14 protein-coding genes are annotated in these 15,876 nt (G+C 65.1%); 9 read left to right on the top strand and 5 right to left on the bottom strand.

Annotated features, from left to right (window positions below):
* Positions 1-38 precede the first annotated feature (38 nt).
* Entirely contained in the window at positions 39-941 is a 903-nt protein-coding gene (locus ACZ92H_RS24840) for an SDR family oxidoreductase (protein ID WP_465051378.1), read from the bottom strand.
* Between the two features lie 27 nt (positions 942-968).
* Here ACZ92H_RS24840 and ACZ92H_RS24835 point away from each other — a divergent pair, with 27 nt between their 5' ends.
* The 5 genes from ACZ92H_RS24835 to ACZ92H_RS24815 all read left to right on the top strand — a co-directional run bounded on the left by ACZ92H_RS24835 (position 969) and on the right by ACZ92H_RS24815 (position 5,910).
* Positions 969-1,994 (top strand): CDP-6-deoxy-delta-3,4-glucoseen reductase, encoded by a 1,026-nt coding sequence (locus tag ACZ92H_RS24835; RefSeq protein ID WP_131373999.1) that lies wholly within the window; start codon positions 969-971, stop codon positions 1,992-1,994.
* An 89-nt stretch (positions 1,995-2,083) separates the two neighbouring features.
* Complete coding sequence (locus ACZ92H_RS24830; protein ID WP_465051377.1) at positions 2,084-3,355, top strand: MFS transporter; 1,272 nt, start codon at positions 2,084-2,086, stop codon at positions 3,353-3,355.
* Positions 3,356-3,393: 38 nt separating this feature from the next.
* On the top strand, positions 3,394-4,059 hold the full coding sequence (locus ACZ92H_RS24825; RefSeq protein ID WP_131374003.1) for a DUF1345 domain-containing protein: 666 nt from the start codon (positions 3,394-3,396) through the stop codon (positions 4,057-4,059).
* 238 nt (positions 4,060-4,297) lie between these two features.
* Positions 4,298-4,675 carry an HPF/RaiA family ribosome-associated protein gene (locus ACZ92H_RS24820; protein ID WP_131374005.1) on the top strand — a complete coding sequence of 126 codons (378 nt, stop codon included), beginning with the start codon at positions 4,298-4,300 and terminating at the stop codon, positions 4,673-4,675.
* 269 nt (positions 4,676-4,944) lie between these two features.
* Positions 4,945-5,910 (top strand): GGDEF domain-containing protein, encoded by a 966-nt coding sequence (locus tag ACZ92H_RS24815; protein WP_465051458.1) that lies wholly within the window; start codon positions 4,945-4,947, stop codon positions 5,908-5,910.
* Between the two features lie 106 nt (positions 5,911-6,016).
* On the opposite strand, the gene ACZ92H_RS24810 is transcribed toward ACZ92H_RS24815, so the two are convergent.
* A complete protein-coding gene (locus ACZ92H_RS24810) occupies positions 6,017-6,631 on the bottom strand; it encodes a DUF5610 domain-containing protein (RefSeq protein ID WP_465051376.1) in 615 nt (204 codons plus the stop codon).
* Between the two features lie 167 nt (positions 6,632-6,798).
* Here ACZ92H_RS24810 and sbcB point away from each other — a divergent pair, with 167 nt between their 5' ends.
* Positions 6,799-8,247 (top strand): exodeoxyribonuclease I, encoded by a 1,449-nt coding sequence (gene sbcB / locus ACZ92H_RS24805; protein WP_465051375.1) that lies wholly within the window; start codon positions 6,799-6,801, stop codon positions 8,245-8,247.
* 143 nt (positions 8,248-8,390) lie between these two features.
* Here the strand turns inward: sbcB and pyrF are convergent, their stop codons facing one another.
* From pyrF to ACZ92H_RS24790, 3 genes are all read right to left on the bottom strand, one after another.
* Positions 8,391-9,215 carry an orotidine-5'-phosphate decarboxylase gene (gene pyrF, locus ACZ92H_RS24800; RefSeq protein ID WP_131374009.1) on the bottom strand — a complete coding sequence of 275 codons (825 nt, stop codon included), beginning with the start codon at positions 9,213-9,215 and terminating at the stop codon, positions 8,391-8,393.
* Positions 9,216-9,339: 124 nt separating this feature from the next.
* Positions 9,340-11,712 (bottom strand): pectinesterase family protein, encoded by a 2,373-nt coding sequence (locus tag ACZ92H_RS24795; RefSeq protein WP_465051374.1) that lies wholly within the window; start codon positions 11,710-11,712, stop codon positions 9,340-9,342.
* A gap of 84 nt (positions 11,713-11,796) precedes the next feature.
* On the bottom strand, positions 11,797-13,653 hold the full coding sequence (locus tag ACZ92H_RS24790; RefSeq protein ID WP_465051373.1) for a glycoside hydrolase family 28 protein: 1,857 nt from the start codon (positions 13,651-13,653) through the stop codon (positions 11,797-11,799).
* 240 nt (positions 13,654-13,893) lie between these two features.
* Between ACZ92H_RS24790 and ACZ92H_RS24785 the strand changes: the two genes are divergently transcribed.
* From ACZ92H_RS24785 to ACZ92H_RS24775, 3 genes are read left to right on the top strand one after another with little or no spacing between them, the layout of a single operon-like run.
* Positions 13,894-14,508 (top strand): LemA family protein, encoded by a 615-nt coding sequence (locus ACZ92H_RS24785; RefSeq protein ID WP_092798286.1) that lies wholly within the window; start codon positions 13,894-13,896, stop codon positions 14,506-14,508.
* A 1-nt stretch (position 14,509) separates the two neighbouring features.
* Positions 14,510-15,343: a TPM domain-containing protein gene (locus ACZ92H_RS24780; RefSeq protein WP_465051372.1), complete on the top strand. Its 834-nt coding sequence runs from the start codon at positions 14,510-14,512 to the stop codon at positions 15,341-15,343.
* On the top strand, positions 15,343-15,864 hold the full coding sequence (locus ACZ92H_RS24775) for a TPM domain-containing protein (RefSeq protein WP_465051371.1): 522 nt from the start codon (positions 15,343-15,345) through the stop codon (positions 15,862-15,864). The genes ACZ92H_RS24780 and ACZ92H_RS24775 overlap by 1 nt, the downstream gene beginning before the upstream one ends.
* The last annotated feature ends 12 nt before the right edge of the window (positions 15,865-15,876 follow it).

Genomic DNA, 15,876 nt, shown 5'->3' with positions numbered 1-15,876 from the left:
GCGCCGTGCCTGCCGATAATGCGGGGTAACCGGCCATTTTACCCGATGCAGCCCCCGTCGGCAGCCATCGATTGCAGGGCATCGGCCACGCGCGGGTAGCGCAGCCGCACGCCCAGCTCGCGTTTCATGCGCGCATTGTCCATGCGGCGCGACTCGGACATGAACGACAGCAGCATCGGCGTGACCGCCTGCTGCAGCTGCGCGCGGGGCAGGCGCGGCGGACGCGGCAAGCCAAAGGTGTCGGCCACGGCGTCGAAATACTCGGCCATTTTCAATTCGCTGTCGTCGCTGGCGTGGTAGGCGCGTCCCGGACGCCCCTTCCACAAGGCACGCTCGATGATGCGCGCCAGGTCGTCGGCATGGATATGGTTGGTATACACGTCATCGCCTGCGGCCAGCGCCGGCGTGCCTTCGCGCAGGCGCTTCAGGGGCAGGCGGTCGCCGGCGTAAATGCCGGGCACGCGCAGGATGGCCACGCTGGCCCCGCGGCGCGCGCCCCACTCGCGCAAGACCTGCTCCGCGTCCACGCGCCGCTTGGCCCGCGCATTGGCGGGCGCCACGGGCCGCGTTTCCGCCACCGTTGCGCCGCCGCAATCGCCATACACGCCGCTGGTGCTGACATACACCAGGCGCGCATGCTCGGGTAAAATGGCGGCCAGATTGCGCGTGCGCCGGTCCAGCAAGCCCGACGACAGGGGCGGCGCCAGGTGCACGACCGTGGACGCCAGCCCGGCCAGCCGTCGCAGGCTGGCGCGGTCGTCCAGGTTGGCCACGATGGGCACGGCGCCAGCGGCGCGCAGCTGCGCGCAGCGCGCCGGCTGGCTGGTGACGGCAAAGACGCGAAAGCGCCCGCGCAGCAGGGGCAGCAGCCGCATGCCGACGTCGCCGCAACCGAGGATCAGCAGGCGCGGCAAGCCTGTCCGTTTGCGCAATGATGGCATTAACATATTTTTCATCTCAAGGATTGTATGACTTTTCAAATTACTGTTCAGCCCAGCGGCCACCAATTCAGCTGCGAAGCGGACGAAACCGTCCTGTCGGCGGCGATCCGCGCCGGCGTCGGCCTGCCTTACAGCTGCAAGAGCGGTGCCTGCAGCTCCTGCAAGGGCAAGATCGTGTCCGGCAGCGTACAGCATAAGCCATATCAAGCCCGCTCCCTGACGGAAGATGAAGCGGCCGCCGGCTATTCGCTGCTGTGCTGCGCCGTGCCCCAGGGCGACCTGGTGGTGCAGGCGCGCGAAGTGGCTGGCAGCAGCGACTACCCGATCAAGAAAATGCCGTCGCGCGTGACCACCATCGAAAAGGTGGCGCCCGACGTCGTCGTGCTGACCCTGCAATTGCCGGCCAGCGAGCGCCTGCACTACCGCGCCGGACAGTATATCGAAATCATGCTGCGCGACAACAAACGCCGCAGCTACAGCATGGCCAGCGCGCCCGTCGAAGGCGGCCCCGTGAGCCTGCACATCCGCCACATGCCGGGCGGCCTGTTCACCGACCAGGTGTTTGGCACCATGAAGGAACGCGACATCCTGCGCTTCGAAGGCCCGATGGGCACCTTCTTCCTGCGCGAAGACAGCGACAAGCCCGTCGTGCTGCTGGCCTCGGGCACGGGCTTCGCCCCGCTGAAAGCCATCGTCGAGCACATGATCAACGAGAAATCCACGCGTCCGATCACCCTGTACTGGGGCGCGCGCCGTCCGCACGACCTGTACATGGACGCGCTGTGCCGCCAGTGGGCCGCCGACTTGCCGCAGTTCACGTATGTCCCCGTCGTGTCGGAAGCCTTGCCGGAAGATGGCTGGAGCGGCCGCACGGGCTTCGTGCACCAGGCCGTGATGGCGGACTTGCCCGACATGTCCGCGCACCAGGTCTACGCCTGCGGCGCGCCGGTCGTGGTGGAATCGGCCAACCGCGATTTCGTGCAGCTGTGCCAGTTGCCGGCCGACGAGTTCCACGCCGACGCCTTCACCACGGAAGCCGACCTGGCCAAGTAAGCAGCACCTGCCAGACAGCGGGACGCTGCCGAGGCGGCACCCGCTGCCGCCCCGTTTGTCCCTGCCACCCCGCTGCTCCTGGAAATTTCATGTCTCTCGCCTCCGCCGGCAACGGCTTGCGTATCCTGCGCCACCGCAACTTCGCCTTTTACCTGTCCGCCCGCGTGCTGGGCACCCTGGCCGTGCAGATGCAAAGCGTGGCCATCGGCTGGCAGGTGTACCAGATCACGGGCAGCCTGTTCGACCTGGGCCTGATCGGCCTGGCGCAATTCGCCCCCTTCCTCGTATTGATTTTGCCGGCAGGGCACGTGGCCGACCGCTACAACCGCCGCAACATCATCGCCTGGTGCCTGGCGGCGCAGCTGGCCTGCGCGCTGGCCCTGCTGGCCTTCACCCTCAGCGGCCTGTCCATCGTCTGGCCCGTGTTTGCCGTGCTGGTGCTGTTCGGCAGCGCGCGCGCCTTCATGATGCCGGCCACGCAAGCCGTGCTGGTGAACATGGTGCCGACGGAACACTTCAGCCGCGCCGTGGCGCTCAGCTCGTCCAGTTCGCACGTGGCCATCATCCTTGGCCCCACCCTGGGCGGCCTGCTGTACTACTTCGGCCCCAAGGTGGTGTATCTGATCTCCTCGGCCCTGCTGGTGCTGTCGGTGCTGCTGATGCGCGCCACCACGCCGGCGCCGCAAGTGGTGAAACGCGAACCCGTCAGCTGGCACACGCTGCTCGAAGGCCTGCGTTTCGTCTGGTCCAGGCCCATCGTGCTGGGCGCCATCTCGCTGGACCTGTTTGCCGTGCTGTTCGGCGGCGCCACGGCCCTGCTGCCGGCGCTGGCGCACGACGTGCTGCACATCGGCCCCGGCGGCCTGGGCATGCTGCGCACGGCGCCGGGGGCGGGCGCGGCGCTGTGCTCGATCGCGCTGGCCATGTTTCCCATCACGCGCAAGGTGGGCGCCTGGATGTTCGGCGGCGTGGCCGTGTTTGGCCTGGGCACCCTGGTGCTGGGCAGCACCAGCTATTTCCCGCTGGCCCTGGCCGCGCTGTTCCTGATGGGCGCCGGCGACATGGTCAGCGTCTACATCCGCCACCTGCTGGTGCAGTTCGAAACGCCGGACGACATCCGCGGCCGGGTCAGCGCCGTCAATGCCGTCTTCATCGGCGCCTCGAACGAGCTGGGCGAATTCGAGTCGGGCCTGACGGCCGGCTGGTTCGGCCTGGTGCGCGCCGTGCTCTTCGGCGGTGCCGCCACCCTGGCCGTGACGGGCGTGTGGGCCGTGCTGTTCCCCGTGCTGTCGCGCATGGACCGTTTTCCCCACCACGAGAAGGAAGCGGCGGCCAGGACGGCCGCCACGGCAACAAGTTAAGGGCTAAGATGCGCTATCGACACTGACCATCCGGCGCCATGAAAATCACCCTCCCGTTTCACAGCTTCATCCGCAGCCGCCCCCACCTGAGCCTGGCCACGGCCATCGGCGTGGCGGCCGGCCTGCTGCTGCCCGCGTCCTGGCAACAGATGACGCGGCTGCTGACGGCGTGGAACGTGGCCGTCTGGTTCTACCTGGCAACCATGGCCTGGATGATGATGCGCGCCAACCATCACAAGGTCAAGGCCATGGCGCAACGCCAGGATGAGCGTGCCGCCACGGTCTTGTCGGCCCTGTCGGTGGCTTCCGTGATGAGCCTGGCAGCCATCGTCTCGCAGCTGTCCTCGATGAAAGACATGGCGCCGGACGAGCGCGCGCTGCACTATGGCCTGACGATCCTCACGCTGGTCGGCTCCTGGTTTCTCGTCGGCACCCTGTTCTGCTTTCATTACGCCCACCTGTATTACCAGGCCGATCCGCACAAGCGCCCCCTGAAATTCCCCGACGATGAAGAAAATCCCGATTACTGGGATTTCCTCTACTTCGCCTTCACCATCGCCGTGGCCGTGCAGACGTCGGACGTGACCGTGCAGACACGCCTGATGCGGCAGATCGTGCTGGGGCAATCCGTGCTGAGCTTTTTCTTCAACCTTGTCGTGCTGGGCTTGTCGATCAATATTGCCGCTGGCCTCATCAATGGATAGGCGCTCAAAAATTTCAACAGAGAAACTTGACCTGGGTGCAGGGTTAAGCGCATCTTAATCGTGCAGGCCCCTTGAAATTGTGGAAACTGGAGTAAGATGGGTTACGTAAGACAGGTCATGTACAGGGCGCAAGTACATGAGGCAAGAACCAGGCGCCGACGCGCCCCGGCAGCGGGTTTCACCCCTGCCATGCAAGGCGCCTGAGATGGGTTTTTTTTGAATTGACAGGAGTAAGCATATGCAAATCAATATTCATACCGACAGCACCATCGCCAACACCGCTGGACTGAACGAACATGTGCAATCCGTACTTGAAAACGCACTGAGCCGCTTCCGCGACAACCTGACCCGCATCGAAGTCCACCTCAGCGATACGAATGGCCCGAAAGGCGGCGCCGATGATATCCGCTGCGTCATGGAAGCCCGTGTCGCCGGCTACCAGCCGATTGCCGTCACCGAACAAAACGCCACCGTGCACCAATCCGTTGCCGGCGCCACCGACAAACTGAAACGCGCCATCGATAGCGCCCTGGGCCGCCTGCAAGACAGCAAACGCCACGCTACCGGCAAGAACGCCGTGATCGATGCGGCCGAAGCGGAAGAAACCGCCGAGTAATTCCCACCTGCAGCACCAGCCAGAGACGAGGCAGCCGTTCAAGGCTGCCTTTGCGCATCCGGCCCTCCTCTTTTGCCTTCCTGCGCGACAACAGTCATATCAAAACTGCAAGCATTTCAACTTATTAACGCGACAATGAAATAATTGTCGTATTTCTCACAGAAAGTTACTGGAAGCAAGCCTTTACCGTTACCGTAGAGGCAGCTTTACGCTATCATGAAGAGACCGGCGCGCTGCACGCGCGGCACGGGCTTTTTGAAAGTATGACTGTGGAACAGATCGGCAACTTCGGCGCTTCAGGCTGCAACATCGGCGATTTACAGCTATTTCGCGATGGAGCGGATAGCCGGACGGCCGCCATGCTGGCGCCCTGCCCCGTCATGCGCCTGGAAGCGGGCGAAGCCATCACCGACACGCGCGGCGCCAGTCTGTACATCGTCCTGCGCGGCTCGCTGGCCGTGGCCGCGGACACCCACACGGGCATGGATGACGGCACCGTCAGCAAGGTCTTGCCCGGCGAAAGCGTGGGCGAACAGTCCGTTCTCGACGAAGCGAGCAACCTGGCAGCTATTTCCGCATTGGAAGAAACCGATTTGCTGGTGATCGACGCGGCCATCGTCTGGGAATTGATCGAACAGTCGAACGGCCTGGCGCGCAACCTGTTGCGCCTGCTGTCCTTCCGCATCCGCGCCGCCAATGCCCTGCTGCGCCGGCGCCAGAAACTGGGCGAGTTCTACCGCCAGCTATCGATGGTCGACAGCCTGACGGGCTTGTACAACCGCGCCTGGCTGACGGACTTGCTGCCAAACATGATCGTCACGGCCCACGGCAGCGCCGCGCCCCTGTCGCTGGTGATGATAGACCTCGACCATTTCAAGCGCTTCAACGACACGCATGGCCACCAGGCGGGCGACCAGGCCCTGCGCATCGCCGCGCAAGTGCTGGGCGCGGCCCTGCGGCCCACGGATTTTGCCGTGCGCTACGGCGGCGAGGAACTCATGGTGATCTTGCCCGACACGAATGAACACGTGGCCCTGCGCGTGGCCGAGCGCCTGTGCGAGCGCATGCAGCAAGCCGTGATCTTTGCCGACATGCGCAGCGCGCTGCCGCACATCACGGGCTCCTTCGGCGTGGCCAGCCTGGCGCCGGAGCAGGACGACCACGGCCTGATCGCGGCGGCCGACGCGGCGCTGTACCGCGCCAAGGCCGGCGGACGCAACCGCGTAAGCACCTGATAAAAAGCCCATGGCGTCGTTGCACTGCCTCGTCGTACATTCGTACTGCCTTCGGCAATGCGCCTGGCCCTGCGCATTTTCTCAGCCGCTTACGGCGTAATAATAATCAGGCGGCCTTGCTGTCGGCTGGCTTGGCAGCATCATCCTTCTTGCTGCTGTGCGCTGCAACGAAGTCCGCGTAGCCCTTCTGCACCAGTTCATACGTCTTGTCGATATTGCCGGCGATATCGCCACCCAGCACTTTCAAGCCACCCAGGATGTCGCGCGCTTCCTTGAAGCCTTTTTCCATGCCGCCGCTGATGGTGTCCATGAACTTGCTCAGGGCCGCATCGTCGTCCAGGTCGGGATTCTGCTTCTTGAACGCGTCGAAAAAGCCCGTCGACAACGATACAATGCGGTTCGCCGTCGCTTCGGCGCTGTTGTCCTGCGACGCCGCGTTCTGGATCGCATCGTCGCCATACTGGCCTTTCAGCGCTTCATTGATGTTCGTGATGGCGGTCTTGTACAGCAGCGCCAGCGGCTCGTTTTCCGAACCGATCGACACGTTCAGCGATGCCTGCATGATGGAGGCATTCAATTGCAGTTTGCTGCGGTCGTTAACGCTCATTTCAGTGTTGCTGGCGTCCTTTTGCTGGACTTTTTCTTCCTTGCCGGCAGCACTGCTACTGACGGAACTCAGGGAAGAGGCGGAATTGGCGCCTGTGGCGATGGGAATTGACACGATAAGCCTCCTTGAACGGACAATGTATGCCACCATGCGGGAACCGCAACGATGACCATCCTCTCGTGTAGTATCGGCAGGTTTTCAGAAAACTGAAGCGGCGGCTGCGAACGGCCCGCAGAACCAGATAACACACCAGATAACAATTAAGCAAGCAACGACCATCAATGACTACCCAGACTTTCCTTTGGCACGACTACGAAACCTTTGGCGCCCAGCCGCGCCGCGACCGCCCGGCGCAGTTCGCCGCCATCCGCACGGACGCCGACCTGAACGAGATCGGCGAGCCCATCATGCTGTATTGCCAGCCTGCCAATGATTTCCTGCCCGACCCGCAATCGTGCCTGATCACGGGCATCACGCCGCAGCAATGCCTGCAGCTGGGCGTGCCCGAGCACCAGTTCGCCGCCACCATCGAGGCGGCCTTCTCGGAACCGGGCACCATCGGCGTGGGCTACAACACCATCCGCTTCGACGATGAAGTCACGCGCTTCCTGTTCTGGCGCAACCTGATCGATCCGTATGCGCGCGAATGGAAGAACCATTGCGGCCGCTGGGATATCCTCGACGTGGTGCGCATGACGCATGCGCTGCGCCCGGAAGGCATCGAATGGCCGAAGCGCGACGACGGCCAGACCAGTTTCAAACTGGAACACCTGAGCAAGGCCAACGGCCTGGTGCACGAAGCGGCGCACGATGCGCTGTCCGACGTGCGCGCCACCATCGCCCTGGCCCGCCTGATCAAGGAAAGGCAGCCGAAGCTGTTCGAATTCTGCCTGGCCCTGCACAAGAAGGACAAGGTCGCCAGCGAAATGGGCATGCACCTGGCCGCCGGCGAGCGCCAGCCTTTCCTGCACGTGTCCGGCATGTTCCCGGCCGAGCGGGGCTGCCTGGGCATCGTCTGGCCGCTGGCCACGCATCCGAGCAATAAAAACGAAATCCTCGTCTGGGATTGCGCCCATGACCCGCGCGAGCTGTTCGAACTGGACGCCGATACCATCCGCACGCGCCTGTTTACGCGCAAGGACGCCATGCCCGAAGGCATGACGCGCCTGCCCGTGAAAAGCGTGCACCTGAACAAGTCACCCATGCTGGTGGGCAACTTAAAGACCTTGTCGCCCGCCATGGCGGCGCAATGGGGCATCGACGTGGATGCCGCCAAGGTCAACGCCCGGCTGGCCGCCTCGGCGCCCAACATGGATGCGATCTGGGCCGAAGTGTTCCAGCGCCCGGGCGCCAGCACGGCCCTGGACGTGGATGAGGATTTGTACAATGGTTTTGTCAGCAACGATGACCGCCGCCTGCTCGAATCCCTGCGCCGCGACACGCCGGCCAAGCTGGCCACGGCCCGCCCGTCGTTCGCCGACGAGCGCCTGCAGGAACTGCTGTTCCGCTACCGCGCCCGCAATTTCCCGCAAACGCTGAGCGAAGCGGAAAGCCTGCGCTGGGAACAGCACCGCGCCGCCCGCCTGTTCGACGGCGACGGCGGTGCCCGCACCATCGAAATGCTGTTTACAGAAATCGATACCTTGTCGGAATCGGTCGATGAGCGGGGAGAAGAGATTCTGGGCGAGCTGTACGACTACGCGGAGCTGGTCGCGCCCATGCGCGATTAGTTACACCGAAGTCGGGTAGGTCGGATTAGCGAAGCGTAATCCGACAAGTGCCGACGACGACTCATGTCGGCTTACGCCATGCGGCCAAGCCGACCGACCAATGAACAATGCCGGGCTAGCCCGGCATTTTTTATGCATGCAATTTAAACCGAACGGTGCGCATTGATCGCATCGCGCGTTTCGATGGCCACGCGGCGGGCCGCGTCGGCGAAGTCTTCGCCCGCTTGCGGCGTGGCGTAGATGATGGCGCGCGATGAGCTGATCATCATGCCCATGCCATTGGCCGTCCGGCCAGCGCCGACGGTGGCGGCAATGTCGCCGCCCTGGGCGCCGATGCCGGGCACCAGCAGCGGCATGTCGCCGACGATGGCGCGCACTTGCGCCAGTTCTTCCGGGAAGGTGGCGCCGACGACGAGCGCGCACTGGCCGTTCTTGTTCCACTTCTCGGCCACCAGGCGCGCCACGCGCTGGTACAGGGGCACGCCATCCGTGTCGAGGAATTGCAGGTCCGAGCCGCCCGGGTTCGAGGTGCGGCACAGGATGATCACGCCGCGGTCTGCCCACGCCAGGTAGGGGTCGAGCGAATCCTCGCCCATGTAGGGGTTGACGGTGACGGCGTCGGCGCCGTAGCGCTCGAACGCTTCGCGCGCGTACTGCGTGGCCGTGGCGCCGATGTCGCCCCGCTTGGCGTCGAGGATCAGCGGGATGTGCGGATAATGTTCGCGCACGTAGCGGCAGATGTCTTCCAGCTGCTTTTCCGCGCCCAGCGCGCCAAAATAGGCGATCTGCGGCTTGAAGGCGCAGGCCAGGTCGGCCGTGGCGTCGATGATGCGCGTGCAAAAGGTGGTGATTCCATCGGGCGCGTCGCGCAGTTCGGCCGGCAGTTTCGCCAGGTCGGGGTCCAGGCCCACGCACAGCAGGGAATTATTGGCCGTCCATGCGGCGGATAATTTATTGATGAAATTCACGGCACACCTTCTATATTCAGTTGCAAACCCCGTATTGTAACGCGTCGCGGGGCCGCCGCGACAGCGCCGCGCTTGCCTGCAGGCCAGCGCGGCGCGGTGGACGGGCGCTTAGGCCCCTGTGCCCCTAGTTGCCATTGCCGGGACCCGTATTGCCATATTCAAACAGGCGATTCGCCGGCAAGGCCCCCGACGGCACGGAACTGTAGGGACGCGTGGCCGTGGATTCGCCCCACGGATCGGCTTTGCGGATGTGCTCGCCCAACACCGAATTGCGGATGACGACCTGGCCATTCGGCGAGGTGGCGCCATACGCGGCCAGGCTGGAGACGCCCTCGTCCCAGGCGCGGCCCAGGTAGATCTGCCCCGTCGGCGTGCCCGTTTCCGCCGTGAAGCGGCTGTTGGTGATGAGGAAGCCGTAGCTGTTGCGGTAATCCGTGCTGGCCGCCGTGACATAGCCGTTGCCATTGCCCGTGTTCAGGGTATGGATGGTGCAATTGTCCAGCACGGCCGTGCCGCGTCCGAAGATGAAGTCCACGTCGCCCTCGATATAGCTGTCCTTGACGTAGATGCGCGAGACCTGGTCGATATTGCCGCTCTTCATGTAGAACGTGTCCTGATGGCCCAGCAGGCGCACATTCTCCAGCACGATCTTGTCGCCCTGCGTCATCAGTGCAACGGCCGACTGGTTGCTGCCGGCAAAGCTGCCTTTCACGTAGTCATTGGCGAACGTAATGTTTTTCGCCTGGAAATCGGCCGCATTCACGGCAAAGGTGGCGCTGCCGCTGGTGCCGATGGGGTTGGCCGGCGAACTGTTGCACTTGTTGCCGTTGGTCTTGGACGCATCGACAGTCGGGTTGCCGTTGTTAAACACGATCACCGTGTGCGAGGCATCGCTGTCGAGGCTATACAAGCGGATGGCCGGCGTGCCGCTGCTGGGCAGGCAGACGGTTTCGCGGTAAGTGCCAGGCTTGACGCGGATAAACACGGGGGGCACTTTATTGCCCAGTGCAATGGCCGCATCCATGGCCGCCTGGACCGTGACGAAATTGCTGGCGTCGCTCTTGCCGGCCGCATCCACGGTGAATTGCGCCGTAAACGTGCTGACGTCGCCAACACCGGCCGTCGGGTCCCAGTTATCCACCGGCAAGGAACTCATCGGCAAGCTCTTGCCGCCCTGCGCCAGGTATTTCACGGGCGTCAGCGGGGCCGCGGTGGCGGCGTCCAGTTGCGGCCGCGTCGCCGTCGATGCCACCACGGGCGACGCCACCACGGTCGTGCTGGTGCAATCGGCGACCGTGGCACAGCTGGCGCCAGCGCCCGGCGTCACGGTGTTGACCAGGCTGCCCGCGGCACCCGCCACGGCGGCGATGCGCACGCTGGCCGTGGCGCCCACGGCCAGGCCGGCCGGCACGCTGCAGCTGAGATTGGCGCCCGGTGCGCCGCAGCTGGCGCCCGCCGGCGTCACCGTCACGCCGCTGACACTCGCCGGCAAGGTATCGACCAGGGTGAACGCCGCCGTGGTCGGGCCGGAACCGCTGTTGACGGCCTTGATCGTCCAGGTAATGGTATCGCCCACGTTGGCCGTGGCCTTGTCGGCCGTGCTGCTGACGAGCACCTTGGGCATGGCCGTGGCCGTCACGCTGGTGCTGGTGGTACACGCGGCCGGCGTGGCGCAGCTGGCATTCGCGCCGGCTGGCACCACCGTCGTGGCCAGGCTGCCCGCCGCCGCCGCGCTGGCGGTGACGACCACGCTGGCGCTGGCATTCGGCGCCAGGCCGGCGGCGATGCTGCAGTTCAGGCTATTGCCGGTGATGGCGGCGCAGCTGGCGCCCGTGGCCGTCACGCTGGCGCCGCTGATACCGGCCGGCAAACTGGTCGCCAGGGTCACGGCGCCCGTCGTGGCCGCGTTGCCGCCATTGCTGGCCTTGATGGTCCACGCCAGCTTGTCGCCGACGATGGCGCTGGCCTTGTCGACGCTGGCCGTCACGCTGACGTTCGGCACGGCCGCCACCGTCACATCGGTGGCCGTGGCGCAGGCGGCCGGCGTGGCGCATGCGGGCGCGTCAGGGCCGCTGGCCACCACATTGCTGGCCAGCTTGACCGCGCCCGTGGCCGTGGCGGACAGCACCACGCTGGCGCTGGCGCCGGCGGCCAGACCCTCGGGGATGGTGCAGGTGAGCGTGCTGACGGCGGGGCCGCAGCTGGCGCCCGTGGCCGTCACGCTGATGCCGCTGATATTGGCGGGCACGCTGGACACCAGGGTCACGGCGCCCGTCGTGGCGCCGGCACCCTTGTTGCTGGCGGTCATGGTCCACGTGATGCGGTCGCCCACCGATGCGCTGCTGCGGTCGACGCTCTGGCTGACCTGCACGGCAGCGAGGGCGGCCGGCGTGGCGCCAGCGCTGTCGCTGCCGCCGCCGCACGCGGACAGGGCCAGCAAGGCGGGCATGGCCGACAGGATGGCCGCCATGCGGGATTTCTTCATATCTATAAACACACTTGTCTCCTTTTTTATGATGGTCTTACTCGGTGCAACATCCGGCGTCTGCGCGCCGTCATGAAAACCTGGGTGCCGTCCCTGTCAAGGCACGGACATGGGCGCATTGCTGGCGGGGAAATTGACAAACGCCGCGCTGCAGTCGTGGGGCGCGGCCGAAGCGCTGCGCCGGTCCGCCACGCTGAACTGGTTCACGCCCGCGGCAGCGGTCAGCAGGCTGGCAAACGAGACGGTGCCCGGCCCCATCGCCAGCGCCGCGTTCGACGGCACGGCCTGGCCGATCTTCGTCGCGGCCCAGCCCGGCAAGCTGTCGAAGACGACGTTGTCAAAAGTAATGTTGTAGAGGGGATTCGTCTGCGCGGCCGACTGGTAGCCGCGCAACAGCAGCAAGGCCTTGCTGCCGTTGAAGCGCGAGCCGGGCGTGTCCAGGTAGCGGAAATTGCGCACGGCAATGTCGTGCAAGTTGGGCAGCAAGGCCGCCTTGGCATCGGCAGCGTCGCCGTAATAACTGTCGATGGCGATCGGCTGCTGCACGCGGCGCGCGCACATGCCGTCCACCGTGACATTTTTCACTTCCCCGCCCCGGCTGTCGTCCGTCTTGATGCGGAACCCGCTGGTGGCGCTCATGTCAAAGCCATCGATGGCCAGGTCGCGGATGCTGACGCCATCGACATGGCTGTCCGTCTCGCTGCCGATCGACATGCCATGCGTGAAGTACAGGCGGTTGTGCCAGATGCGCAGATTCGCCACGGGGCCGATCTTGCTGGTGTGCGATTTGACGGCGATGCCGTCGTCGCCCACGCTGATGTGATTGAAGGCGATCAGCACGTTCTTCGACTGGCCCGGATCGATGCCATCCGTATTCTTCACCGTCTCGGGCGTAAAGCAGGTGCTGGGCGTGCTCAGGTTGGGCGAGCCGGACACGACCGGCATGCTGGCGGCCGGGCAGGCATGGCCGGGCGCGGAATACGCAAGCGTCGGCGACAGCACCTTCGCATCCCACACCGTCAAGCCGTCGACGCCGCTGGAGACGAAATGGAATTTCGGCCCGTTCTGCAAGGTCAGCTGGTAGACGGTGAACTTGCTGCCATTGTTCACCTGCACCAGGCGGGGATTGTTCTGGCTGGACATGGCGCTGCCGCCCGTCTTCGTCAGCGCGCCCACGTCCCACCAGCTGAGCTTGCCCGCATAGGCGCCCGATGTCAGCACGGCGCCGCCCCGTCCGTCGATCACGCCCTCGCCATACAGGCCATTGCCGTTCGGCGTGGTGGTCAGCAATGCCAGGCAGCCATTGTCGCTGGCGGACGCCTCGCCGCAGGCGTTCTTGCCGGCGATCTGGTAATCGGCCGGGCGGCGCGACGCGAACAGGGTCACGCCGCCGTCGATCCACAGGCTGACGCCGGAAGGCAGGCTCAAGGGGCCTGACAGAAAGGCGTCCTGCCCCTGCGCGCCCGCCACCAGCTTGACGGCCTGGCCCGCGGGACACGCCGTCAATGCCGCCTGCAGGCGCGCCGCGTCGGGCTGGGACGCGGCCGGCGCCGCATCCACGGCCGCGTCCAGCAAGCCTGACGCGTTCCTGGCCAGGCTGGCGGCCACGCTGGCGCACACGGTGGCCGGCAAGACGGGCTCCAGCCCCGCCAGCGCCGCATCGGCGCGGGCCGCCGCCGGCCACAGGGATGCGGGGGTGGCGACGAGCGGCGGCACGGGCGTGGGGACCGGGACCGGGTCTGGCACTGGCGCTGGCGTCGGCGTGGGCACAGGCGTTGGCGTGGGCGTCGGCACTGGCGTTGGCGTTGGCGTTGGCGCCACGGCAACGGGCGCATCTGTGGTGGCCGCGCTGCCGCCGCCGCAAGCGGCCAGCATCGTCGCCACGGTCAGGCTGGCCAGCAAGATCGTGGACGAGGCGCGGCACGGGCGCCACGGCATCAGGGATTTGTGCATGGGTGTCTCCAAGCTTGATTTGTTGATATGTTTTTATCTAATATATCACAATGACATATCTGATATATCAATTATTTCTATGTGGTAATTTCCCCACGCACACACGGAAAACAGGGCAAGGCGGCAAAGCAGGAATGGACGGCGGCACGGCATGGCGGGCACGGCGGGCTTATGAAACCGACATCTGCGGCCGTTTCAGGTATATTTGCCTCACCTCCCTTACTCCGCACGGAACCCATCATGCAAATCACCAATCAATTCACCAAATGGCTGCGCCTGGCGCTGAGCGTCACCGTCCTGGCCGGCATCCTGACGGGCTGCGGCTACAACGATTTCCAGAGCAAGGACGAGGCTACCAAGGCCGCCTGGGGCGAAGTGGTCAACCAGTACCAGCGCCGTGCCGACCTGATCCCCAACCTGGTGAATACCGTGAAGGGCTATGCCACGCATGAAAAGGAAACACTGGAAGCGGTGACCAAGGCGCGCGCCGCCGCCACGAGTTTCCAGATCACGCCCGAAGTGCTGAACGACCCGGCCGCCTTCGAGAAATTCCAGCAAGTGCAGGGGCAACTGTCATCGGCCCTGTCGCGCCTGATGGTGGTGTCCGAGAAATATCCCGACTTGAAAGCCGACACCAGCTTCCGCGACCTGCAGTCGCAGCTGGAGGGCACGGAAAACCGCATCACCGTGGCGCGCCAGCGCTACATCGCCGCCGTGCAGGATTACAACGTGCATGCGCGCAGCTTCCCGAACAACATCACGGCCATGATCTTCGGCTACAAGGTCAAGCCATCGTTCACGGTGGAAAATGAAAAAGCCATCTCGACCGCGCCAACCGTCGACTTCGGCAAATAAGATGAAAGCCTGGTCCTCCCTCGCGGCGCTGGCCACGGCGCTGCTGCTGTGGACAGCCTTGCCTGCCGGCGCGCAGGATCTCGTCCCCGTGCCGCCGCTGGCGGCGCGCGTGACGGACGACGCCGGCATGCTGGACGCCCGGCAGAAAGCGGCGCTGGAAGGCGTGCTGGCCGACTACGAAGCCAAGACGGGCAGCCAGATCGCCGTGCTGCTGGTCAAGAGCACGGCGCCCGAAGCCATCGAGCAGTACAGCATCCGCGTGACGGATGCCTGGAAGCTGGGCCGCAAGGGCGTCGATGACGGCGTGCTGCTGATGGTGGCGAAAGACAATCCGCCGGCCCTGCGCCGCCTGCGCATCGAGGCGGGCCGCGGCGTGCAGGGCGTGCTGACGGATGCCCAGTCGAAACGCATCCTGCAGGACGTCATCGCCCCGCATTTCAAGCAGAACGATTTCTATGGCGGCCTGGTGGCCGGCGTGGGCGCGATCGCCACCCTGCTGAACCAGGAACAATTTCCCGCCCCGGCGCAGCAAAGGGCGCCGGCCACCGTGGAGGCAGGCGGCCTGACCTTCTGGCTGCCGCTGCTGTTCTTCGGCTTTCTCGTCGTGCTGACCCTGTTCCGCTCGCGCGGCGGTCCCACGCGCCTGCAGCGCGGCAGCAACTGGTCCAGCGGCGCCACGGGCGTGGTACTGGGCAGCATCCTGAACCAGGCGCTGAACAACCGGGGCGGCGGTGGCGGTTTCGGCGGCGGTGGCGGCTTTGGAGGCGGTGGCGGCGGCGGTTTTGGCGGCGGCGGCGGCGGTTTTGACGGCGGCGGCGCCTCGGGAGACTGGTAATGACAAAACAACTATCGTTTGGACAACGCTGCGGACGCGCCTTGAAACATTTACGCGGCACGCCGGCGACGGCGCGCCAGGCGTTTCCGGAACGCACCCTGAAAGCCATCGAAAACGTCATCGCCGATGGCGAAACCATGCACCAGGCGGAAGTGCGCCTGATCGTCGAAGCGGCACTGACGCCAGGCATGGCCTACCAGGGCGTGAGCAACCGCGAGCGGGCGCGCGAACTGTTTGCCCAGTATGGCGTGTGGGATACGGAAGACAATGTTGGCGTGCTCATCTATATCAACCTGGCCGAACACCAGGTCGACATCGTGGCGGACCGCAACGTGGGCCGCCGCGTGACGCCCGAGCAATGGCAAGCCGTGTGCCGCACCATGACCAGGGGTTTTAAGGATGGCAATTACCATGACAGCACCCTGGACGCACTGGCACAACTCAATACCTTGCTGCAAAGTCACTTCCCCGCCAACGGCACGCGCGGCAACCAGCTGCCGAACGAACCCATCCTCCTCTGATTCCTGTCCAGG

The sequence above is a fragment of the Janthinobacterium foliorum genome, assembly GCF_978021625.1.
Note: the sequence above shows the minus strand (reverse complement) of the source record. Positions and strands in the feature narration are given on the sequence as shown.